This window comes from Pseudonocardia endophytica, assembly GCF_004339565.1.
GTDB lineage: Bacteria > Actinomycetota > Actinomycetes > Mycobacteriales > Pseudonocardiaceae > Pseudonocardia > Pseudonocardia endophytica.
Map to the genome: position 1 here is coordinate 3,487,355 of NZ_SMFZ01000001.1, position 20,037 is coordinate 3,507,391.

At 73.9% G+C, this 20,037-nt stretch carries 17 protein-coding genes; 9 read left to right on the plus strand and 8 right to left on the minus strand.

Annotation, left to right across the window (positions count from 1 at the left end; translation table 11 throughout):
- Positions 1 to 189: 189 nt before the first annotated feature.
- Positions 190 to 1,251 carry a LacI family DNA-binding transcriptional regulator gene (locus tag EV378_RS16115; RefSeq protein ID WP_207908685.1) on the minus strand — a complete coding sequence of 354 codons (1,062 nt, stop codon included), beginning with the start codon at positions 1,249 to 1,251 and terminating at the stop codon, positions 190 to 192.
- Positions 1,252 to 1,400: 149 nt separating this feature from the next.
- Here EV378_RS16115 and EV378_RS16120 point away from each other — a divergent pair, with 149 nt between their 5' ends.
- Positions 1,401 to 1,640, plus strand: coding sequence for a hypothetical protein (locus EV378_RS16120; RefSeq protein ID WP_132426022.1), 240 nt, complete (start codon positions 1,401 to 1,403; stop codon positions 1,638 to 1,640).
- Here the strand turns inward: EV378_RS16120 and glf are convergent.
- The gene (glf, locus tag EV378_RS16125; protein WP_243653489.1) at positions 1,597 to 2,802 is read right to left on the minus strand and encodes a UDP-galactopyranose mutase; all 1,206 of its coding nucleotides are present in this window, start codon (positions 2,800 to 2,802) and stop codon (positions 1,597 to 1,599) included. The genes EV378_RS16120 and glf overlap by 44 nt on opposite strands.
- A gap of 142 nt (positions 2,803 to 2,944) precedes the next feature.
- On the opposite strand from glf, the gene EV378_RS16130 reads away from it, so the two are divergent.
- The 4 genes from EV378_RS16130 to EV378_RS16145 all read left to right on the plus strand — a co-directional run bounded on the left by EV378_RS16130 (position 2,945) and on the right by EV378_RS16145 (position 9,905).
- Positions 2,945 to 4,906: a DUF6541 family protein gene (locus EV378_RS16130; protein ID WP_132426028.1), complete on the plus strand. Its 1,962-nt coding sequence runs from the start codon at positions 2,945 to 2,947 to the stop codon at positions 4,904 to 4,906.
- Between the two features lie 132 nt (positions 4,907 to 5,038).
- Positions 5,039 to 7,189, plus strand: coding sequence for a DUF6541 family protein (locus EV378_RS16135; protein ID WP_132426031.1), 2,151 nt, complete (start codon positions 5,039 to 5,041; stop codon positions 7,187 to 7,189).
- A gap of 11 nt (positions 7,190 to 7,200) precedes the next feature.
- A complete protein-coding gene (locus tag EV378_RS16140; RefSeq protein WP_132426034.1) occupies positions 7,201 to 7,977 on the plus strand; it encodes a class I SAM-dependent methyltransferase in 777 nt (258 codons plus the stop codon).
- The gene (locus tag EV378_RS16145) at positions 7,974 to 9,905 is read left to right on the plus strand and encodes an arabinofuranosyltransferase (RefSeq protein WP_132426037.1); all 1,932 of its coding nucleotides are present in this window, start codon (positions 7,974 to 7,976) and stop codon (positions 9,903 to 9,905) included. The genes EV378_RS16140 and EV378_RS16145 overlap by 4 nt, the downstream gene beginning before the upstream one ends.
- Positions 9,906 to 9,908: 3 nt before the next feature.
- Here the strand turns inward: EV378_RS16145 and EV378_RS16150 are convergent, their stop codons facing one another.
- Together EV378_RS16150 and EV378_RS16155 are read right to left on the minus strand one after the other, a co-directional pair.
- Positions 9,909 to 10,307 carry a VOC family protein gene (locus tag EV378_RS16150; RefSeq protein ID WP_132426040.1) on the minus strand — a complete coding sequence of 133 codons (399 nt, stop codon included), beginning with the start codon at positions 10,305 to 10,307 and terminating at the stop codon, positions 9,909 to 9,911.
- 29 nt (positions 10,308 to 10,336) lie between these two features.
- Positions 10,337 to 11,218, minus strand: a complete 882-nt coding sequence (locus EV378_RS16155; RefSeq protein WP_243653490.1) for a glycosyltransferase family 2 protein — start codon at positions 11,216 to 11,218, stop codon at positions 10,337 to 10,339.
- Between the two features lie 72 nt (positions 11,219 to 11,290).
- Between EV378_RS16155 and EV378_RS16160 the strand changes: the two genes are divergently transcribed.
- The gene (locus EV378_RS16160; RefSeq protein ID WP_132426043.1) at positions 11,291 to 12,361 is read left to right on the plus strand and encodes a hypothetical protein; all 1,071 of its coding nucleotides are present in this window, start codon (positions 11,291 to 11,293) and stop codon (positions 12,359 to 12,361) included.
- A 672-nt stretch (positions 12,362 to 13,033) separates the two neighbouring features.
- Here EV378_RS16160 and EV378_RS16165 read toward each other — a convergent pair.
- The 3 genes from EV378_RS16165 to pseB are packed head-to-tail and all read right to left on the minus strand — an operon-like array spanning position 13,034 to position 16,603.
- On the minus strand, positions 13,034 to 14,458 hold the full coding sequence (locus EV378_RS16165; RefSeq protein ID WP_165922306.1) for a lipopolysaccharide biosynthesis protein: 1,425 nt from the start codon (positions 14,456 to 14,458) through the stop codon (positions 13,034 to 13,036).
- A 34-nt stretch (positions 14,459 to 14,492) separates the two neighbouring features.
- The gene (locus EV378_RS16170; RefSeq protein ID WP_132426048.1) at positions 14,493 to 15,623 is read right to left on the minus strand and encodes a DegT/DnrJ/EryC1/StrS family aminotransferase; all 1,131 of its coding nucleotides are present in this window, start codon (positions 15,621 to 15,623) and stop codon (positions 14,493 to 14,495) included.
- Positions 15,623 to 16,603: a UDP-N-acetylglucosamine 4,6-dehydratase (inverting) gene (gene pseB, locus EV378_RS16175; RefSeq protein ID WP_132426051.1), complete on the minus strand. Its 981-nt coding sequence runs from the start codon at positions 16,601 to 16,603 to the stop codon at positions 15,623 to 15,625. Before pseB ends, EV378_RS16170 begins: the two co-directional genes overlap by 1 nt.
- A gap of 39 nt (positions 16,604 to 16,642) precedes the next feature.
- Between pseB and EV378_RS16180 the strand changes: the two genes are divergently transcribed.
- Both EV378_RS16180 and EV378_RS36350 read left to right on the plus strand, forming a co-directional pair.
- Positions 16,643 to 17,401: a cytidylyltransferase domain-containing protein gene (locus EV378_RS16180; RefSeq protein WP_207908786.1), complete on the plus strand. Its 759-nt coding sequence runs from the start codon at positions 16,643 to 16,645 to the stop codon at positions 17,399 to 17,401.
- Positions 17,401 to 18,963, plus strand: a complete 1,563-nt coding sequence (locus tag EV378_RS36350) for a bifunctional UDP-2,4-diacetamido-2,4,6-trideoxy-beta-L-altropyranose hydrolase/GNAT family N-acetyltransferase (RefSeq protein ID WP_165922307.1) — start codon at positions 17,401 to 17,403, stop codon at positions 18,961 to 18,963. The genes EV378_RS16180 and EV378_RS36350 overlap by 1 nt, the downstream gene beginning before the upstream one ends.
- A 4-nt stretch (positions 18,964 to 18,967) precedes the next feature.
- Here the strand turns inward: EV378_RS36350 and EV378_RS16190 are convergent, their stop codons facing one another.
- Positions 18,968 to 19,390, minus strand: coding sequence for an SRPBCC family protein (locus EV378_RS16190; protein ID WP_132426057.1), 423 nt, complete (start codon positions 19,388 to 19,390; stop codon positions 18,968 to 18,970).
- Between the two features lie 46 nt (positions 19,391 to 19,436).
- On the opposite strand from EV378_RS16190, the gene EV378_RS16195 reads away from it, so the two are divergent.
- A complete protein-coding gene (locus tag EV378_RS16195) occupies positions 19,437 to 20,033 on the plus strand; it encodes a TetR/AcrR family transcriptional regulator (protein WP_132426060.1) in 597 nt (198 codons plus the stop codon).
- Positions 20,034 to 20,037: the final 4 nt, after the last annotated feature.

The window sequence follows — 20,037 nt, forward strand, 5'->3', positions numbered from 1 at the left end:
ACGGCATGATCGAACAGCCGTGTGTGCGATCTCGACCGTGTCAGCGGATCCGCGATCCGCAGGCCGGGTTCTCCGGGCGCAGCAGCGCGAGGCCGTCGAGGTCCTCGTAGGGCAGCGGCGCCTCGACCCGGTACACGCCTGGCTCGGCGAGCCGTCGCACCAGACGGCGGGTGGCGGCCGAGACCCGGCTCAGGGCGTCCGGGGGCGCGGGCCGGTCGAGGACCGCACGACGAGCTCGGTCGGCAGTTCGACCGGCTCCGACCGCGTCCCGCCCTGGCGCAGCAGCATCGTCGCGGCCCGTCGGCCCTTCTCCAGGTGCGGCTGCCGCACCGTGGTCAGCGCGGGCCGGGCGAGGGCTGCGGACGGGATGTCGTCGAAACCGACCACCGACAGGTCGCCGGGGACGTCCAGGCCCAGTTCGGCGGCCGCGTCGAGGGTCCCGGCCGCCATCTCGTCGCTCATCGCGAGGATCGCGGTCGGCCGGGGACGGCGGGCGAGCAGCGCGGCGGCGGACCGCCGGCCGGCGTCCCGGCCGTAGGGAGCACGCTCCTCGACGGCCATCGCCTCCCACTGCAGACCCGCCGCCTCGACGGCATCGCGGTAACCGGCGAACCGCTCCCGCACGCCGTGGTAGCGCGCCACCGCCTGGCGCTCCGGCGACGGCGCACCCTCCCAGCCGCTGTCGTCCAGGGGCATCGGCACGACGCCGATACGGGTGTGGCCGAGGTCGAGGACGTGCCGCGCCGCTGCACGCGCGCCGGCCCGGTCGTCGATCCCGACGTGACCGGCCCCGTCGTGCGGCGGCCCGTCGACGATGACGAACGGCAGCCTGCGTTCTCGGATCGTCGCGAGCGCGCCCTCGTCGGGCAGATCGCAGTAGCAGACGATGCCGTCCACCAGCGCGACCCGCGCCGTCGGGCTCGTCGGGCCGGGGATGAGCACGAGCGCCAGGTCCGCCTGCTCGCACACCTGGCTGACGCCCTGCAGGAACAGCACGGCGGCCGGGTCGCTGAACCCGAACGACATCGGGGTGTCGTAGATGACGCCCAGCGCGGCGATCCGGCCGCGGGCGAGCGTCGCGGCGACCGGGTCCGGACCTGCGTAGCCCAGCTCCCGCGCGGCGCGGAGCACCCGGTCGCGCAGCTGCGTGCTCAACCGCTCCGGGTGGTTGTAGGCGTTCGACACCGTCGCCCGCGAGACGCCGACGGCGTCGGCGATCGTCGCCAGCGTCACCCGGCCGCTCCCGTCCACCACGTCAGTGTCCCGCGCGTCCGGGCGACGGCGGTGGTGCGGTCGAGTGAACCGGTTCAATCACTGCGGCGCCGATGGCGGTAAAGCTCTTGGCAGACATCCTTTGAACCGGTTTAGTGATCGCCATGCTCCTACAGTGGTGGCGCCGGATGACCGAGCGGACGACCCCGCACACGCCGGACAGGGCGCCCGCGATCAGGGCACGGCTCGCGGCGCTCGAGCTGGAGCGGCTCGAGCTGCTGGCCGACGAGCGCGTGCCGGGACGCAAGCACCGGCTGGACGCGATCGCGGGCGCGTCCGAGGACCTGCGGACGGAGCTGGCCCGGCTGGAGCCGGACGACCCGGTCAGTCCTCCGACTCCGTGCCGGACAGCGGCCGGTTCTCCGTGAAGTACGGGACGAGGCGGTTCTCGAACATGGTCAGGGCCGAGCCGATCGCCATGTGCATGTCCAGGTACTTGTAGGTGCCGAGCCGGCCGCCGAACACCACGTTCCGGTTCACGGTCTCCTTGCGCGCCAGCTCGCGGTAGCGCTCCAGCTTGGCCCGGTTCTCCGGAGTGTTGACCGGGTAGTACGGCTCGTCGCCGGACTCGGCGAACCGGGAGTACTCGCGGACGATGACGGTCTTGTCCTTCGGGTAGTCCCGCTCCGGGTGCATGTGCCGGAACTCGAGGATCCGGGTGTACGGGACGTCGGCGTCGTTGTAGTTGACCACCGAGGTGCCCTGGAAGTCGCCGGTGTCGTGGCGGACCTCCATCTCGAAGTCCAGCGTCCGCCAGCCGAGCTCGCCCTCGGAGTGTCCGAAGTAGAGGTCCAGCGGTCCGGTGTAGACGACCGGGGTGCCGGCCGGGATCTCGCCGCGGACGGCGAAGAAGTCGGTGTCGAGCCGGATGTCGATGTTCGGGTGGTCGGCCATCCGCTCCAGCCACGCGGCGTAGCCGTCGACCGGGAGACCTTCGTAGGTGTCGTTGAAGTACCGGTTGTCGAACGTGTACCGGACCGGGAGCCGGGTGATGATCGACGCGTCCAGGTTCTTCGGGTCGGTCTGCCACTGCTTGGCGTTGTAGCCCTTGATGAACGCCTCGTAGAGCGGGCGCCCGATCAGCGAGATCGCCTTCTCCTCGAGGTTCGTCGCGTCCTTCGTGTCCACCTCGGACGCCTGCTCGGCGATCAGCGCCCGGGCCTCGTCCGGGGAGTGCGAGCGCCCGAAGAACTGGTTGATCAGCGCCAGGTTCATCGGGAACGCGTAGACCTGGTCACCGACCTTCGCGAACACCCGGTGCTGGTAGCCGGTGAACGCGGTGAACCGGTTGACGTAGTCCCACACCCGCTTGTTCGACGTGTGGAACAGGTGCGCGCCGTAGCGGTGGATCTCGATGCCGGTCTCCGGCTCGGCCTCGGAGTACGCGTTGCCACCGATGTGGCTTCGCCGCTCCAGCACCAGGACCTTCTTGCCGAGCTCCGCGGCGCACCGCTCGGCCACGGTCAGCCCGAAGAACCCGGAGCCGACGACGACGAGGTCGGGGTGGGCGGGAGAAGACTCAGCAGGCACGGCCCGAGGGTAGAGCGCACCCCGTGGGGAGCCGCCGCCCGGGTCACGGTCGCGCATCAGGGGGTCGGTAATCTGGGCTCGCACCGGCCGTGTCCCGTGCACCCGGTTCTCCACGATCCGCGACACCTCCAGGAGGCGGCCGATGAGCTGGCCGGCCGCCGTCGAGGTCCTCCTGCTCGCCGCCGCGTGGCTGCTGCTTCCCGGTCTCGCCGTCGGACTCGCCGCCGGGCTGCGCGGGCTCGTCGCGTGGGGTGCGGCGCCGGTGCTGTCGGTCGGTCTGATCTCCGGCTCCGCGCTCGCGGGCGGGATGCTCGGCGTGCGCTGGGGCGCTCCGGTACCGATCGCGGCGACCGTGCTCGTCGCGGCCGCCGCGCTCGGCGTGCGCCGCTACCGCTCGTCCCCGGCGCGCGAGGGCGACGGCCGGTGGACGGTCCCCGCCGCGGTCGCCGGGTCGCTCGGCGCGGCCGGGATCGGGCTGATGACGGCCGTGCGCGGGATGGGCAGGCCGGACGCGGTCTCGCAGACGTTCGACGCGAGCTTCCACTACAACGCGGTGGCCCGGATCCTGGCCACCGGCGACGCGTCCGCGACGACGCTCGGCGGGCTGGTCAACTCGCCGTCGCCCTATCCGGCCGGATGGCACGCGACGGTCTCGCTGATCGCCCCGCACGCCGGCGCCACCGGGATCGTCACGGCGTCGAACATGACGGCACTGGCCGTGGCCATCGTGGCCTGGCCGGCGTCGCAGCTGCTGCTGGTCCGCCTGCTCGTCGGCCGCTCGGCGAGCGCCGCCCTGGCCACCCCGCTGCTCGCCGTCGGGTTCGGAGCGTTCCCGTGGGCGCTGGTCACCTACGGCGCGCTGTGGCCGAACCTGCTCGGCGTCGCGCTGATGCCGGCCGCCGTCGGTGCCGTGCTCGTGCTGGCCGGGCTCGTGCACCGCGGGCCATTGCGACGACGGCACGGGCTCGTGCTCGCCGTCGTCGCCGTGCCGTCGGTCGCGTTCGGGCACCCGAACGCCGTGTTCGGGCTCGCCGTGATCGCGGCGTGGCCGCTGCTGTGGGGCCTGGCCGGGGACGTCGTCCGCCGCCTGCGCGACCGGCGCTGGTTCACCGTCGTGCTGCTCGTCGCCGTCGCGTCGACGACGCTGTACACGACGTACTGGGTGATGGTGGTGTGGCCGGGCCTGGACGGGATCCGCGGCTACGAATGGACCCCGATCGAGACGTGGCGCTCCGGCGCGCTGTCCGTGCTGACCAGCTCCCCGAACGGCGGGACGGCGGCGTGGGCGATCTCCCTGCTCGTCGTCGCCGGGGCGGTCGCGTCGCTGCGCAGGTCCCGGACGAGTTGGCTCGTGCCGGCATGGGCCACCACCGGCGCGCTGTACGTCGTCGCGGCCGTCACGGCGTCGTCGCCGTGGACCGGGGTCTGGTACAACGACTCGCCCCGCCTGGCCGCGATGGTCCCTGTGGTGGCGGTGCCGCTCGCCGCGATCGGGACGCTGGCCGTGGCCGGGGTCGTCCGCCGCGCGGTGGCCCTGCTCCCCCGCCCGTCCGGACGCGTCGCGGTCGGGCCGCGCCCGGTCGTCGTCGCGACGGCCGCGATGCTGGCCCTGCTGGTGACGTCCGGCGGGATGTACCGCGACACGCACGCCGCGAACCTGGCCGACATCTACCAGTACCCGGCCGAGACGCTGCTGCGCCCTGGCCAGGAGGACTTCCTCATCCACGCGGGGGACCTGCTGCCGCCGGACGCCGTCGTCGCCCAGAACCCGTGGACCGGCAACGCCCTGCTGTGGTCGCTCACCGGCCGTCAGGTGCTGTTCCCGCACCTCACCGGCGTGTGGTCGCCCGAGCAGCGGATGATCGCGGAGCGGCTGCGCGACGCGGCGTCCGATCCGGCGGTCTGCACGGCCGTGCATGCGACCGGCGTGGGCTACGCGCTGACCGGACCGCTCACGCTGTGGTCATGGGACCCGCTGGCGCGGACGTTCCCCGGCCTGGACGACCTGCAGGGTGCCCCCGGGTTCGAGCTGATGGCCGACGACGGCGAGACCCGGCTCTACCGCATCACCGCCTGCGACCCGCACCAGGTCACCGAGTCCTGACCGGCCCGCCGCCCGGGGTCCGGCCCGGCCGACGTACGCGTCGGTATGCTCGCCGGGTCCGTCCGCGGCCCGGTCCGGCCGCACGACTCACCCGTCCGGGGCACGGCGCCGGAGAAGGAGGCGGCCCGCGCCATGTCCTGGCTCTCCGCGGCCCCGGCCGTGGCGCTCGCCGCGTTCTGGTCGGTCGCGCCGGGGCTGCTCGCCGCGTACGCCTGGGGTCTGCGCGGGCTGGTCGCCTGGGGCTCGGCCCCACTGTTGTCGGTCGGCGTCGTGTCGATCACCGGGGTGGTCGCCGCCGCGCTCGGGGTCGGGTGGGCGTGGTGGGTCCCGGTGGCGGCCGCCGTGCTGGTGGCGGTCGTGGGGATCGGCGTCCGGGTGGGGAGCGACATGCTCCTGCCGAAGTACCGCACCCGCCCGGAACGCCCGTTGGCCGCCGGGCGGCGGCTGCTGCGGACGACCTGGTCCCGGCTGCGGACGCCGAAGGGCCGGTTCGCGCGGCTCCCGGAGGTGGTCGACGCGGCCCCGACCGAGGCCGTCCCGGTCACCCCGTGGAAGAACGCCGCCGGCCGGGAGGGCCCGGACGGCCGGTGGGCCGGGATCGCGGCGCTGGCCGGCATCGCGATCGCGGTGGCGCTCGGCTGGCTGACCGCCGTGAACGGGATGGGGCCGGCGGACGCGCTGTCCCAGACCTACGACGCCGTCTTCCACTACAGCGCCGTCGCGCACATCGTCGGCAGCGGGGACGCGTCGTCGCTGACCCTCGGCACGTTGACCAACCCGTCGACGCCGACGGCGTTCTATCCCGGCGCGTGGCACGACATGGTGTCGCTCGCGGTGCTCTCCACCGGGACCCCCGTGATCCCCGCGACGAACGCGACCGCGCTGGCCGTCGCCGTCGTCACCTGGCCGCTCGGCTGCCTGCTCCTGGCCCGCCAGGTGCTCGGACGGTCGGCGGCCGTCGCGTTCGTGACGCCCGTGCTGGCCGTCGGGTTCACGGCGTTCCCGTGGAACCTCATGACGTTCGGCGTCCTGTGGCCGAACCTGCTCGGCGTCGCGCTGCTGCCCGGTGCGCTGGCCGCGGCCGTGACGCTGATGGGGCTGGCCAGGAACTCGACGCTGACCCGTCCCGGCGCGGCCGGGCTGCTCGTCGTCGCCCTGCCCACGCTGACGCTCGCCCACCCGAACTCCGTGTTCAGCCTCGCCGTGCTCGCGCTGTTCCCGGTGCTCTGGGGCCTGGCCGCGCTGTTCCGGGAACGGCTGATGACGGCGCGCTTCTGGCAGCCGCTGGCCGGGCTCGTCGTCGTCGCCGGGCTGGTGTGGTTCGTGTACTGGCTGATGACAGCCTCCTCGCTGACCGACGGCGTGCGGACGTTCGACTGGCCGGCGTTCCAGACCGCGGGCCAGTCGATCTGGGGCGTGCTCACGAACTCGACGAACGACCGTCCGGAGATCTGGACGGTCTCGGTGCTCGTGGTCGTCGGCATCGTCGTCGCGCTGCGCAGGGCTTCGACGTCCTGGATGGCCCCGGCGCACCTCGCCTCCGGGTTCCTGTACCTGCAGGCGGCGTCCCAGGAGGGCGCGTTCACCGAGGCCGTCACCGGGGCCTGGTACAACGACTCGCACCGGCTGGCCGCGATGGTGCCGGTCACCGGCGTCCCGCTCGCCGTGATCGGCCTGCTCGGCATCGCCGGGCTCGTCCGCCGTGCGCTGCTCGCCGCCGGCACGTCCGGCGTGCGGTTCCGGCGCGGGCTGCCGGCCGCGACGGTCGGTGTGGCGGTGCTGCTCGTCGTCGCGATCTCCGGCGGGATGAGCGGGCAGGTGCACGCCGTCCTGCTCGCGAGCCCCTACCGGCTCGCGACCGACGTGCTGCTCGAACCGGGACAGCGGGAGTTCCTGGAACGGGTCGGGCAGGAGATCCCGCCGGACGCCGTCGTCGCGGACAACCCGTACGCGGGCAACGCGCTGCTCTACCCGCTCACCGGGCGGGAGGTGCTGTTCCCGCACCTGAGCGGCAACTGGACGCCGGACATGGTCACGATCGCGGCGAGGCTGCGGTACGCGGCGACCGATCCGGAGGTCTGCGACGCCGTCGCGGCCACCCGCGTCGACTACGCGATCTCCGGGCCGGTCAGCTTCTGGGCGTGGGACGGGCGGTCGACCCACTACCCCGGCCTGGACGGGCTGGACGGTTTCCCCGGGTTCGAGCCGGTCGACACCGACGGCCGCAACACGCTGTACCGGGTCACCGCCTGCGACACGATCCCGATCACCACCAACCCGTGAAGGAGGACCGGGTGGACGCCCCCGACGACCGAGCAGCACTGCCCGAGTACGAGCGGACGACGCTGCGGATGGTCGAGCGCCGCCGCCTCGCGGCCGGGTTCGCGAAACAGATCGCGATCACCACGGAACCGTTCCTGGACAAGCCGTTCGCCGAGTGCCGGGTCGTCGACGTCGGCTGCGGCTACGGCTACACGGCGCTCTCGCTGGCCGGCATGTGCCGCGAGGTCGTGGGCATCGAGCCGAACGGGGCGCTCGCCGAGGAGGCGACCCGGCTCGCCGCCGAGGAGGCGCCGAACTTCACGTTCCGGACGCAGTCGATCACCGACTTCGGCGACGGCTCGGATCGGGATGCCTTCGACGTCGCCGTGCTGGACAACGTCCTGGAACACCTCCCCGACCAGCCGGCGGCCCTCGAGCGGCTGTCGAACTGCCTGCGCCCCGGCGGCGTCGCCTACATCCTGGTGCCGAACCGGTTCTGGCCGATCGAGGCGCACTACGCGCTGCCGTTCCTGTCCTGGATGCCGGTGCCGCTGGCCAACCGCTACCTGCGCCTGACCGGTCGCGGCCACGACTACACCGACGCCAGCTACGCGCCCGGCTACCTGCGGATGCGCCGGCTGCTGGCCGACCGCCCGGAGCTCGACGCGACGTTCACCGTGCCGGGCGACGTGTCGCTCGCCGAGGGCGGCGGCTCGGCGCTGTACTCGTACGGCGTGGCCGCCCTGCGCCGGTTCCCGGCCCTGTGGGCGATCTCCAAGGCGTTCCTGGTGGTGGCCCGCAAGCGATGACGGGCTCCGCGACGCACCCGCGCGTCCGTTCCCCGATCCCGGCCGGGCAGCGGCGCCGTCCGGCCGCGGCGCTGTCCTGGCTGGAGCCGGTCGCGGCCGTCGTCGTCGCGGTGCTGGTCAGCGCCGTGGCGCAGCTCGTCGTGTCCCGGCTGCCGATCCCGGCGGGCACGAACGTCGGTCTCGCGCTGACGTCGAGCTCCGGGCTGCTCGTCGCGCTCGTGCTCGCCGCGTCCGGGATGCTCGCCCGCCGCCCCGCACTGGCCGCGCCGCTCGCGTGGGCCGGGCTGTCCGCGCTGGCCACGCTGCCGGTCGCGCTGCTGCTGTCCGGTACCCGGCACTACATCTTCGGCATCTCCGGCGACCAGGCGTTCCGGGTCGAGTTCCTGACCCGGTTCGCCGACTCCGCGCGCCTGGCCGACGTCGCCTACGCGGACCTGCCGCCGTACTACCCGGCCGGCTGGTTCTGGGTCGGCGGACGGCTGGCGAGCCTGTTCGGCGTCGAGGCGTGGGCGTTCTACAAGCCGTTCGCACTCACCTCGATGGCCGTGACCGCCGTGCTGGCCTACCTGCTGTGGACGCGCGTCACGAGCCGGACCCGCGCGCTGGGGGCTGCGGTCGCGACCGTGCTGGCCGGGGTGGCGACCACGGCGGCGTACACGCCGTACTCCTGGCTGACGGCGGCGCTCGTGGCACCCGCTGCCGTGCTGGGCGTGCGGCTCGTGGACGCCGCGTGCGACGGGCGGCGCCCGCCGGTGGGCTCCGCGGTGGCGGTCGGGCTGGTGCTCGGCGTCGCCGCCGTGACGCACACCCAGATCGCCGCGTTCGGCGTGTTCGTGCTCGGCGTGGCCGGTCTCGGTGGGCTCGTCCGGTCCCGCGGGCGCGCGCTGGTCCGGCTGGTGATCGCGGCCGGGATCGTCGCGATCGCGGCGGTACCGCTGGTGCTCGTGTTCTGGACGCCGTACTGGCTGGCCCGGCTCGGCGGCGCGTCCGGTTCGGACGCGGCGCAACGCTTCCTGCCGGAGAGCGGCGCGCAGTTCCCGCTGCCGATGTTCTCCGCGACGCCGCTCGGCGTGCTCGCACTGGCCGGGACGGTCTGGATCGTGCTGCGGTGGCGTACCGACCCGGTCGCCCGCGGGCTCGGGATCACGGCGGCCTGCGGCTACGCCTGGTACCTGCTCTCCACGCTGGCTCTGGTCGCGGACACGACGCTGCTGTCGTTCCGTCTCGAGCCGATCGTCACGGCGGCGCTGGCGTGCGGCTCGGTGGGTGCGGCCGCGGACGTGGTCCGGCTGGTCCGCGACCGCCTGCCGGTCGCCCCGGGGCTCGCGCCGCAGCTGCCGGTGCTGGCCGTCGTGCTCGCCGTCGCCGTCGTCGTCGGGCAGGTGCAGGCGACGCCGAAGGACTACGACTGGAGCCGCTCCGCGCAGGCGTCGGACCGCTACCCGGACGGCACCTCGCCCACCGGTGCCGCACCGACGCCCGGCTCGGTGGCCGAGCTGGCGGGCGCGATCGACGGCATGACCGGTCGGCCGCGCGACCAGGTCGTCGTGCTCAGCAGCACCTACTCGCTGCTCACCTACGAGCCGTACCGCACGTACCTGACGACGATCGCGCAGTACTCGAACCCGATCGCCGACTTCGCCGGGCGCCGCGACCGCGTGCTGGCCTGGTCCGCGTCGCGCACGCCCGCCGAGCTGCTGGCCGCGCTGGACGCGGCGCCGGAGCGGCCGCCGTCGGTGTTCGTGCTGCAGCGTGGCGACGACGGCCTGCTCCGGATGGGACTGACCTACGACCCGTTCCCGGCGCAGTCCCAGCGCTCGGTCACGGCGACGTTCGACCCGCGGGTGTTCGACGACCCTGCGTTCGTCCGCCGCGACGTCGGCCCGTACGCCGTCATCGTCCGGACGGACGCGCCGCCGGTCGGGTAGCCGTCAGACCTGGACGACCGTGACGACGTTGCCGTCCGGGTCCCGCACGAAGAACAGCGTCGGCGCGCCCGGCGTGTCCTCCTCCGGCAGCGCGTCCAGGTCGAGGCCGCCGATCGCGGACAGCCGCGCGTGCTCGGCGCGCACGTCCGGCGTCTCGACGCCGATCGCGCCGCCACCGGGGTGAGAGAACATCGGCGGGTTCAGCGCGAGCCTGGCCGTCGACCCGGGCGGAGCGACCTCCAGCCACCGGGACTCGCCGTTCTCACCGAAGCGCTGGTCGCCGCGGACCTCCCAGCCGAGCGTGTCGATGTAGAACGCCAGCGCGGCGTCCTGGTCGGAGACGGTGAACATGGCGACGCCGATGTTGGTCACGGTGGTCGAGGTCTGCGTGTCGTTGCCCATGCACCCCAGACTCCCCATGTCCGCGGAACTCATCGGGACACGAGGTGCCTGCCCAGGACCCGCGCCACGCCGGTGTCCCGCCGGGCGACGGCGCCGGGGAGCTGGACGGCCGCGTTCAGCCGCGACGTGAGGTGCCCACGGGCCGCCGCGGCGGCCTTCGGCCAGCCGCGGGCGTCCATTCGTTCGGCCGCGGCGGCGAAGAACCGCTTCTCCTCCGGGAACCGGTTCCCGGCCGTCGCGCCGGAGCCGGAGTCGCTGGTGCGGTGACGGCGGTAGCGGAAGCACACCTCGTCGTCGACGAGGAGCGTGCCGCCTGCCGCGATCACGCCCAGCGGGAGCGCGAGGTCGAACACGTCGGCGGACTCCGGGATCGTCCCGAGCGCCGCGGTGCGCCAGCACAACGACGGGTTGTACAGCCAGTTCCCGCGCAGCAGGCTCGCCGCGAGCGCCTCGCCGCCGACCTCGCGCGGCCCGGAGCCGCGCGGCGCGAGCCAGCCCTTCACGACGTCCGCGAGCGGGCGGACCGGGCGGTCGGAGTCGTCGATCACCTGGACGCCGGGCTGCACGACGGCCGTGTCCGGGAACCGGGTGTGCAGCGCCCGGACGGTGTCCAGGTAGTGCGGCAGCATCAGGTCGTCCGCGCCCATCATCACGAACAGCTCGGCGTCGACGAGCTCGAGGCAGTACCGGTTGTTCGGCTGCGCCCCGAGGTTCACGGCGTTGCGGCGGTAGCGGACGCGCTCGTCGCCCAGCCCGGCGAACCATGGCTCGATCGTCTCGTCCGGATAGCCGTCGTCGACGACGGTCAGCCGCCAGTCCGGGTCGCGCTGCTCCAGGACGCTGCGCACGGCCCGTCGGAGCAGTCCGGGATCGCCGTAGAACGGCAGCATGATGTCGACGGGCCCGGTCACGCACCGACGGTAGCGATCGGGCCGCTCGCTACGATCGACCGGCCCGTCCGTCGACCCGATCTGCGAGTTCGCGTGGACATCCAGAACCACTACTACGGCCACTCGGCCGTGCTGGCCGCCTACGCGGGGCTGTCCCGTCCCCGGCACGTCGCCGGTTTGCTGCAGCACGGGTGGACGGCGACGTCTCCGGTGGCGGCGCACTTCGCGGACTTCCCTTCGGTGGGCTCGTCCCCGCGACGGAGGCTGCTGGTCTGGTCGCACCGGTCGCGGGCCTGGTCGCCGGGCAACTCCGGCGACGGCCGTCCGACGACCGCCGTCGGCGCCCCGATCCTGTACCTGGAGCGGCTCCTGCACGCGCAGGGGTGGACCCGGTCGGACTCGCTCGGCCCGGTGTTCGTCCCGTTCCACGGCACCCGTCTGGTCCGGGTCACCGGCGCGCACGCCGACCTCGCCCGCCAGGTCGCGAAGGTCGACGGCCCGTCCACGGTCTGCCTGCACCACGAGGACATGACCGACCCGGAGATCACGTCGGCGTGGGCGGACGCCGGGCATCGGCTCGTCACGGCCGGTCGCCGGGACGACCCGCACTTCCTGCTGCGGATCATGCACCTGGCCGGGAACGCGAGCAGGCTGTCGTCGAACCGGCTGTCGACGGCCGTCGTCTACGCGGCCGCGCTGGGCACCCCCGCCGCCGTGTGGGGCGACCCGCTGACGTTCGGCAACCAGGGCGACGACGCGCTGGCGATGCTGCGCTCGACGTGGCCGGAGTTCCACACCGCGGATCCCGACGACGGCACGCGCCCCTCGTCCGGCGCCGCAGCCCAGGACGCGGCCGCGACGATGCTGGCCCGCGCCGAGCTGGGAGCCGATGCGCTCCTGGAGCCGGGTCCGCTGCGCGCGGCGCTCGGGTGGTCGCACCGCACGCCAGGACCGCTCGTGCAGTACTACGCCGCGTCGCCGCTGGCCAAGGCCGCGATGGTGCTGGGGCTGACGAAGCGCTCGGAGGCGAGCACGGCGGCGATGTCGGCAGGGGGCTTCAGCCCATGGCTGTGGCTGCGCCACCCCCTGGCCGCGCTCCCCCGGCCGCTTCCTCCCGGCCTGGACACCCCGGTCACGACCCTGGAACCGCCCTCGGCCGCCTGACCGGCGATCGTCCCGGAGCACGCTTTGCTCTGCTTACCCGGGCGCACCACCGGGTGGACCAGCGCGGACACGATCGGCCGCACGCCGTCGTGCGCGCGGTAGAGCAGAGCAGGCGGCGGCTTGAGCCGAGGCCGGGCGAACGCGCACTGGTCCGGCGAATGCGCGCCTGGCCGGTGGATGCGCGCGCCCGGACGCGTGCGTTTACCGGCCAGGCGCGCGTTCTCGGTGAGGGTGCGAGTACGCGAATCCGCCCGGTGATCCGCCGTGGGTGCGTGTCCTCGAGCGGCCGGTCCTGCGGGTGGTCCGCTCTCCACGCACGCTGATCCGAAGTACGCACGCTGATCCGTCGGACGCCCGCGACCGGGCGGGTGCGTTCTCCGCCGGGGCACGCGTTCTTCGCGGGACTGCGCGTCCCGGATCCGCCCGGTGATCCACAGGGCAGTCGCTGCGGGGGCGCGTCCTCGCGCGACCGGGCCACCTGGACGGTTCGCTCCGTTCGCGCGCTGATCCACCGAACGCGTGCCGATCCGGCGGACGCCCGCGACAGGACGCGCGCGTTCTCCGCCGGAGCGCGCGGACCGGGGATCACCGCCGTTCGCGCGGGCGCACGGCCCGGTGGCGGCGCGCCACGTCCGATGATCGACTCAGCGCCGACCGGCGATCACAGCCGGCTCAGCGCGTGAAGATCCGCCGCACGAGGAGCAGGAACAGCACGCCGAGCGCGACGGCCAGCGCCAGCCGGACGGTGATCCAGAGTGCACCGGTGAACGGCAGCACCGTCCCGATCGCACAGATCACGATCCCCCCGGCCAGCGGGAGCGCGAGGACGGACTCGCGCCAGCTCGTCGGGGACACCCGGCGGCGCAGGATCGACGTGCCGATCGCCAGCGCCAGGTACGTCACCGGGAAACCGACGGCGACGGCAGTCAGGCCGCCGAGCTGCGCGAGCGCGACGGCGGCCAGCACACCGACGACGAGGCTCACCGGGCTGGCGACCGCGAGCCCGCCGCTGCGCGAGGACGCGAACACCAGGTGCACGTTGCCGAGGTAGGCCACGCTGATCACGGACCCGACGGCGGCGATCCCGACCGAGGCCACCAGCTCGCCCGGCGCGAACGACGCGGGCGCCAGGATCTGCAGCGCCCACGGCGAGAGCAGCGCCACGCCGCCCGCCAGCACCGTGGTGATCGCTCCGACGTCGCGCGCCGTCCGCTCCAGCGCCGCACCCCGCTGCTCCGGCGCCGTCCGGTAGACGACGGGCGCCCACGCGTTGTTCAGCGCCGCGACGATCATGGCCGGGGAGGCGCCGACGAGCAGCGCGATCTGCAGGCGGCCGCCGTCGGCCTGGGACAGGTTCTGGGTGGCGACGATGATCAGCGCGTTCTGCGCCAGGAACAGCGCCACCAGGTGCGGGACGGCCGGGAGCCCGACCTTCAACGCATGCCGGAAGTCGCCCGGTTCGCCGCGCGGGCGACCGTCGCGCAGCGCGAGCCCGATCCCCGCCAGCCCGGAGAGCAGGTAGCCGAGCATCAGGCCGAACAGGTAGTCGTCGGCGTCGGTGCCGCGGACCGTCACCAGGACCAGCCCGATCAGCGGGCCGCCCAGCGTGGCCAGTGCGGACAGCGCGATGAACGGGACCGGACGGTCCAGGACCCGCAGGAACGACTGGGCGTTGAGCATCGTGCCGAACCCGGCGGCGCCGATCACGGCGAAGGCCAGGCCCGCCCGCCACGGCGTGCCGAGCACCGGTTCGCCCCAGAACGGACCGAGCGCCATCGCGACCAGGATCAGCGCGGTCGAGGCCGCGCTGCCGCGCAGCACCAGCGACCGTGCGCCCGCCGGGCCGGAGCGCTCCATGATCCCGTGCCGGGTGATCGCGGCGGCCATGCCCAGCCCGCCGATCATGGCCCCCACCTGGACGACGGTCAGCGCGATCGCCACGACGCCGTACTCGGTCGCGCCGAGCAGACGGGTCACGAACGGCGTGACCACGACGGCGGCCAGGATCGGGGCGGCCGTGGCGATCGTGTAGAGCGAGCCGCGGCCCAGCACGTCCTTGCTGGCACCCGCGGCGGCGTCGCCGTCCGGAACGACCATGACCGGCTCCGAAGGGTCGGACGGGCGCGTCATTTCAGCTCCCGTACCCGAAGTACGCGCGGACCACGGACGCGACGCGGTCGACGTCGGCGTCGGTGAGGTCGGGGAACAGCGGCAGGGAGATCTCCTGCCGGTAGTACTCCTCGGCGACCGGGCACATCCCGCGCCGGTAGCCCAGGTCCTCGAACACCGGGTGCCAGTAGGCGGGCACGTAGTTCACCTGCACCCCGACCCCGGACGCCCGCAGGTGCTCGAACAGCTCGCGCCTGCGACCGTCGAGCACGCGCAGCGGGTAGAGGTGCCAGGCCGGGTCCGCGCCGTCGCGGCGCGACGGAGTCCGGACCTCGGGGACGTCCGCGAGCGCGGCGTCGTAGCGGGCGTGGATCTCCGCGCGGCGGGCGACGAACGCGTCCAGCCTCGTGAGCTGCGACGAGCCGAGCGCGGCCAGCAGGTCCGGCAGCCGGTAGTTCAGGCCGAACGCGTGCACCTCCTGGTGCCACGGCCCCTCGTCCGGGAAACGCTGCGCGTCGCGGTCGCGCACCAGGCCGTGGTTCCGGAAGCCCCTGGCCCCGGCGATCAGCGACGGCGACGGGGACACGACCGCGCCGCCCTCGGCCGTCGTGAGGTTCTTCGTCGGGAAGAACGACAACGTCGTCAGGTCGGCCAGCTCACCGACCCGGTGCCCGTGCCAGCGCCCGCCCACCGAGTGCGCCGCGTCCTCGAGCAGCAGCGCACCCGCGTCGTGCGCGATGTCCGAGAGCACCGACGCGTCGATCGGGTGGCCGGCGTAGTCGACGCCCGCGATGACGGAGGTGGAGGCCGTCACCGCCGCCTTCGCCGCATCCGGGTCCAGGTTGCCGGTGTCATCGCAGACGTCGGCGAAGATCACGTTCGCGCCGAGCAGTGCCGCCGTCGCCGCCGTCGCGACGAACGTCAGCGGCGCGACCACCACGTCCTGTCCCGGCCCCACCCCGGCCGCCGCGTACGCCACGTGCAGCGCGGCGGTGCCGCTGGTGACCGCGACGGCCGCGTTCCCGGTGACGGCGGCGAGGTCCTCCTCGAACCGCGTCACCGCCGGGCCGGTGGTGAGCCAGTCCGTGCCGAGCACAGCGGTGACGGCCGCGACGTCCTCGTCGGAGATCGACTGCCGGCCGTAGGGGAGCACTAGTCGAGCGCCTCCACCATCTCGCGCAGCTGCTCCGGCGAGAGCCACAGGTCGTTGGTGTCGCTGCGGTAGGCCTGACCGTCGGGCATCGGCTCCCCGTCCGGCGAGGTGTAACCCCACCCGGCGATGTAGGGCTCGACGACGTAGCGGTCGTCCAGGCGCAGCGTCCGCCGCGAGTCGTCCGCGGCGATCATCTCCTCGTGCAGCTTCTCCCCCGGCCGGATCCCGATGTCGTGGGTCGACGCACCCGGCGCGATCGCCTCGGCCAGATCCGTCATCCGCATCGACGGGATCCGCGGCACGTACAGCTCGCCGCCCTGCATCCGGTCGAACGAGTCGATCACGAACTGCACCGCCTGCGGCAGCGTGATCCAGAACCGGGTCATCCGCTTGTCCGTGATCGGCAGCGACTGCCCCTCCGCCGCGAGCCGCTTGAACAGCGGCACCACACTTCCCCGCGACCCGAGGACGTTGCCATAACGGACCACGGCGAACCGGGTCTCGTAGGCGGCCGCGTAGTGGTTCGCCGAGACGAACAGCCGGTCCGCGCACAGCTTCGTCGCACCGTAGAGGTTGATCGGCGACGACGCCTTGTCCGTGGACAGCGCCACGACCTTGCGCACGCCCGAGTCGATCGCCGCCTCGACGACGTTCTGCGAGCCCTCGACGTTGGTCCGGATGAACTCGAACGGGTTGTACTCGGCCGTGTCCACCTGCTTCAACGCGGCGGCGTGCACGACGTAGTCCACCCCGTGCATCGCGCGACGCAGGCGGGCCTGGTCGCGCACGTCACCGAGGAACCAGCGCAGCCGCGGGTCGTCGCCGAACAGCGACCGGCACTCGTACTGCTTGAGCTCGTCGCGGGACAGGATGACCAGCCGACGCGGGGAGTAGCGGTCCAGCAGGGCACGGACGAATGCCTTGCCGAAGGATCCCGTCCCGCCCGTGACCAGGACCGACGAGCCTTCGAGAACCGACATCACGCCTCCGTATCCACCCGATCCGAACCTCCCGGCATGATGGCACGCGATACACCGGGGGAAGGGACGCAGGTGCGGGTACACGCGGTCATCCAGGCGCGGACGGGGTCCACCCGGCTTCCCGGCAAGGTGCTGCGCCCGCTCGGCGGGCGACCGGTGCTCGAGCGCGTGGTGGCCGCCGCGCAGAAGGCCCCCGGCGTCGACGAGGTGCTGGTCGCGACGTCGACGGAGCCAGGGGACGACCCGGTCGCCGATCTCGCGGCGCGGCTCGGCACGCGCGTCGTGCGCGGACCGGAGGACGACGTGCTGGCCCGGTTCGTGCTCGCCGCCGACGAGCACCCGTGCGACGCCGTGGTGCGACTCACGGCGGACTGCCCGATGCTCGACCCGGAACTCGTCGGGCTCGTCGTCGCCGCATGGGGCCAGGCCCCCGAGCACGACTACGTCGCCACCACGCTCGTCCGCACCCTGCCCCGCGGCCTGGACGTCGAGCTCGCCCGCACCGACGCCCTGCGCTCCCTGGCCGCCACCGCGACCGGCTACGACCGCGTACACGTCACCTCCGGTCTCTACGGCGACCCGCAGCGCTTCCGCTGCCTCGGCCTGGTCGTCTCCCCACCCGCCGACGACCTGCGGGTCACGCTCGACACGACCGAGGACGCCGACCTGCTCGACGGGCTGGTGTCCGAGCTCGGAGACCGCACCGGCTGGCGCGATCTGGTCGCCGTGCTGCGCGACCGCCCGGACCTGGTCGCCCGCAACGCGGGGGTGCGGCAGAAGCCGCTGGACGCGGGCTGATGCGGCTGCTGCTGCGCTGCGACGCCGGTCCGGCCACCGGGGTCGGGCACGCCGTCCGCTGCGCCGCCCTGGCCGAGGCCGCGATCGAGGCCGGGCACGACGTGTTCTGGTCCGGACGGCTCGACGGGCTCGACTGGCTGTGGACCGGACTGTCCCGCACCGACCGGGACACCGGCACGCCGCCGCACCCGGGAGCCGGGGAGGCGGACCGGCCCGGCACCCTGCTCCCGCCCGCCGACTCCGCGGACGAGCTGGTCGCCCTGTGCCGCGAGCACCGGATCGACGCCGCGCACGTCGACCACTACCTGCTCGGCCCGGAACTGCGGGACGCGCTCAACCCGCACGGCGTCGTCCTGTCCACCGTGGAGGACTTCCACACCGGACGGCGGCCGGCCGACGTCGTGGTGGACCCGAACCTGGGCGCGGATGCCGTGCCCCGCCCCGACGACGGGTCGCCCGTGCTGCTGCGCGGCCCCCGCTTCGCGCCGCTGCGCCGGTCCGTGCGGCGGGCCCGGACCACGCGGGAGGACCGGCTCAGTGGCCGGCGCGACTCGGGGACCGCGTCGACCGGCCCTGGCTCGGCAGGCGCCGCCGGCCCGACCGACCCGCCGCGCGTGCTCGTCGTCATGGGCGGCACCGACGCGGCCGGGCTGCTCGGCCGGGTCGTCTCCGCGCTCGCCGCGACCGGCGTCCCGGCCGACGTCGACGTCGTCGTGCCGCCCGGGCGCGAGCTCGCCGTCCCCGACGGCTTCCGGACCGTCCCGCCACTGCCCGACCTGCCCGGCGCCGCGGCCGACGTCGACCTCGTCGTCAGCGCCGCGGGCACGACGGTCTGGGAGCTGTGCTGCGTCGGCGTCGCGATGGCGCTGGTGCGGGTCGCGGACAACCAGACCGAGGGCTACCGCGCCGTCACCGCCTCCGGAGTCGCCGCAGGCCTCGGATCCGCCGACGACCTGTCCCACCCGGACACGACGGCCACGCTGCGCCACCTGCTCACCGATCCCGACGCCCGCGCCGCCCTCGCCGCCCGTGCCCGCGACGTCGTCGACGGGCGCGGGGCCGACCGGATCCTGGACGCGCTGCGCACCGCGACCGGCGACCGGTCACTGTCCACACGTCCGGCCACATCCGACGATGCGGAGCTGCTGCTCGCCTGGCGCAACGACCCCGAGACCCGCCGGTGGTCGCGCACCCCGAGCCCGGTCACCGCCGTCGAACACCGGGCGTGGCTGGAACGCTCGCTGGCCGACGGCGACCGGATGCTGCTCGTCGTCTCCGACGCCGACGGCCCGGTCGGGACCGTGCGCTGGGACCACGACCCGGACGGCTGGGAGGTCTCGATCACCGTCGCACCGCAGCGTCGCGGTTCCGGGCTCGCCGGCCCGCTCCTGGCCGCCGGCGAGCGCGCGCTGCGGGCCTCGACCGGCGCCGGAACGCCGGTGACGGCCGTCGTGCACCGGGACAACACGGCGTCGGCGCGCCTGTTCGCCCGCGCCGGCTACGCGCCTTCCGACGCCCCGGACGCCGACGGCTTCGGCACCCACCGCCGCACGCTGGACTGACGCGTCATCGGCGCGCGAACTCGGCGGCCGCCTTCAGCCCGTCGGCCTCCATCGTCACGTAGCGACGGAACCGCTTGCCCATCAGCAGGTTCAGCACGGGTGCGAGCAGCCCACGCATGTCGAGACCGAGCTCGATGCGGCTACGACCGCCGTCGCGCTTCCGCACGAGGTGCGAGCCGACCGTCGTGACGCCACCGGACGTCGTCGCCCAGACGAACGACTCGCCCGGCACGAGCTCCGTCACCGTCCACAGTGACGGCGGCAGTCCTGGTTGGACGACGCGGGCCCGCGCCCCGACCTCCAGCCGCCCGTCGAGCAGCTGCACCGACGTCATCGACGCCGTCCACTCCGGCCACGACGCCGGGTCCGCGACCACGGCCCACAGCTGCTCGGCGTCCGCGTCGACGTGCCGCTCCACCGTGATCATCGAAGCCTCCCTGTACCAAGTGGTACACGACCGTACCATCTGGTACATGCGCGAGGAACTCCTGAACGCCGTGATCGAGCACGCCGCCGACCACGGCATCGCCGACCGGAGCCTGCGCACGATCGCCGACGCGATCGGGACCAGCCACCGGATGCTGATCTATCACTTCGGGAGCCGGGAGGGCCTGCTCGCCGCCGTGGTCGCGGCTGTGGAGGCCGGACAGCGCGAGGTGCTCGCCGAGCTGGACCGCAGCGGGCACGACGACCCGCACGAGGTCGGTATGCACTTCTGGTCGCTCGTGACCGGGCCTGCGATGCGCTACGGGCCGCTGTTCTTCGAGCTCGCGACGCACGCGATGCAGCGCAGGCCGCACGCCGAGTCGATGCGCGCGGAGATGGTCGAACCGTGGCTCGAGCCGCTCACCCGGCTGATGGTCCGCGGCGGCGACGACCCACGGCGGGCCCGCATCCACGCACGGCTGGCGCTGGCGACGTCGCGCGGCCTGCTGCACGACGCGCTCGTCACCGGCGACCTGGACGCGGCGAACGAGGCGATGGCCGAGTTCACGGACGCGATGCTGGCGTCCGTCCGGACGGATGAGTCCCGCGCCACGTCGCGCCCTGCAACGCCGTCCGGTGACTAGCCTC

Bases quoted from the DNA above. Each gene is read 5' to 3' on its own strand.
- EV378_RS16135 (WP_132426031.1), top strand. From the start codon at position 5,039: ATGTCCTGGCTCTCCGCGGCCCCGGCCGTGGCGCTCGCCGCGTTCTGG.
- EV378_RS36350 (WP_165922307.1), top strand. From the start codon at position 17,401: ATGCGGCTGCTGCTGCGCTGCGACGCCGGTCCGGCCACCGGGGTCGGG.
- EV378_RS16195 (WP_132426060.1), top strand. From the start codon at position 19,437: ATGCGCGAGGAACTCCTGAACGCCGTGATCGAGCACGCCGCCGACCAC.
- EV378_RS16165 (WP_165922306.1), bottom strand. From the start codon at position 14,458: ATGGTCGTTCCGGACGGCGACGCCGCCGCGGGTGCCAGCAAGGACGTG.
- EV378_RS16145 (WP_132426037.1), top strand. From the start codon at position 7,974: ATGACGGGCTCCGCGACGCACCCGCGCGTCCGTTCCCCGATCCCGGCC.
- EV378_RS16180 (WP_207908786.1), top strand. From the start codon at position 16,643: ATGGCACGCGATACACCGGGGGAAGGGACGCAGGTGCGGGTACACGCG.
- pseB (WP_132426051.1), bottom strand. From the start codon at position 16,603: ATGTCGGTTCTCGAAGGCTCGTCGGTCCTGGTCACGGGCGGGACGGGA.
- EV378_RS16120 (WP_132426022.1), top strand. From the start codon at position 1,401: ATGACCGAGCGGACGACCCCGCACACGCCGGACAGGGCGCCCGCGATC.
- EV378_RS16130 (WP_132426028.1), top strand. From the start codon at position 2,945: ATGAGCTGGCCGGCCGCCGTCGAGGTCCTCCTGCTCGCCGCCGCGTGG.
- EV378_RS16190 (WP_132426057.1), bottom strand. From the start codon at position 19,390: ATGATCACGGTGGAGCGGCACGTCGACGCGGACGCCGAGCAGCTGTGG.
- EV378_RS16150 (WP_132426040.1), bottom strand. From the start codon at position 10,307: ATGGGCAACGACACGCAGACCTCGACCACCGTGACCAACATCGGCGTC.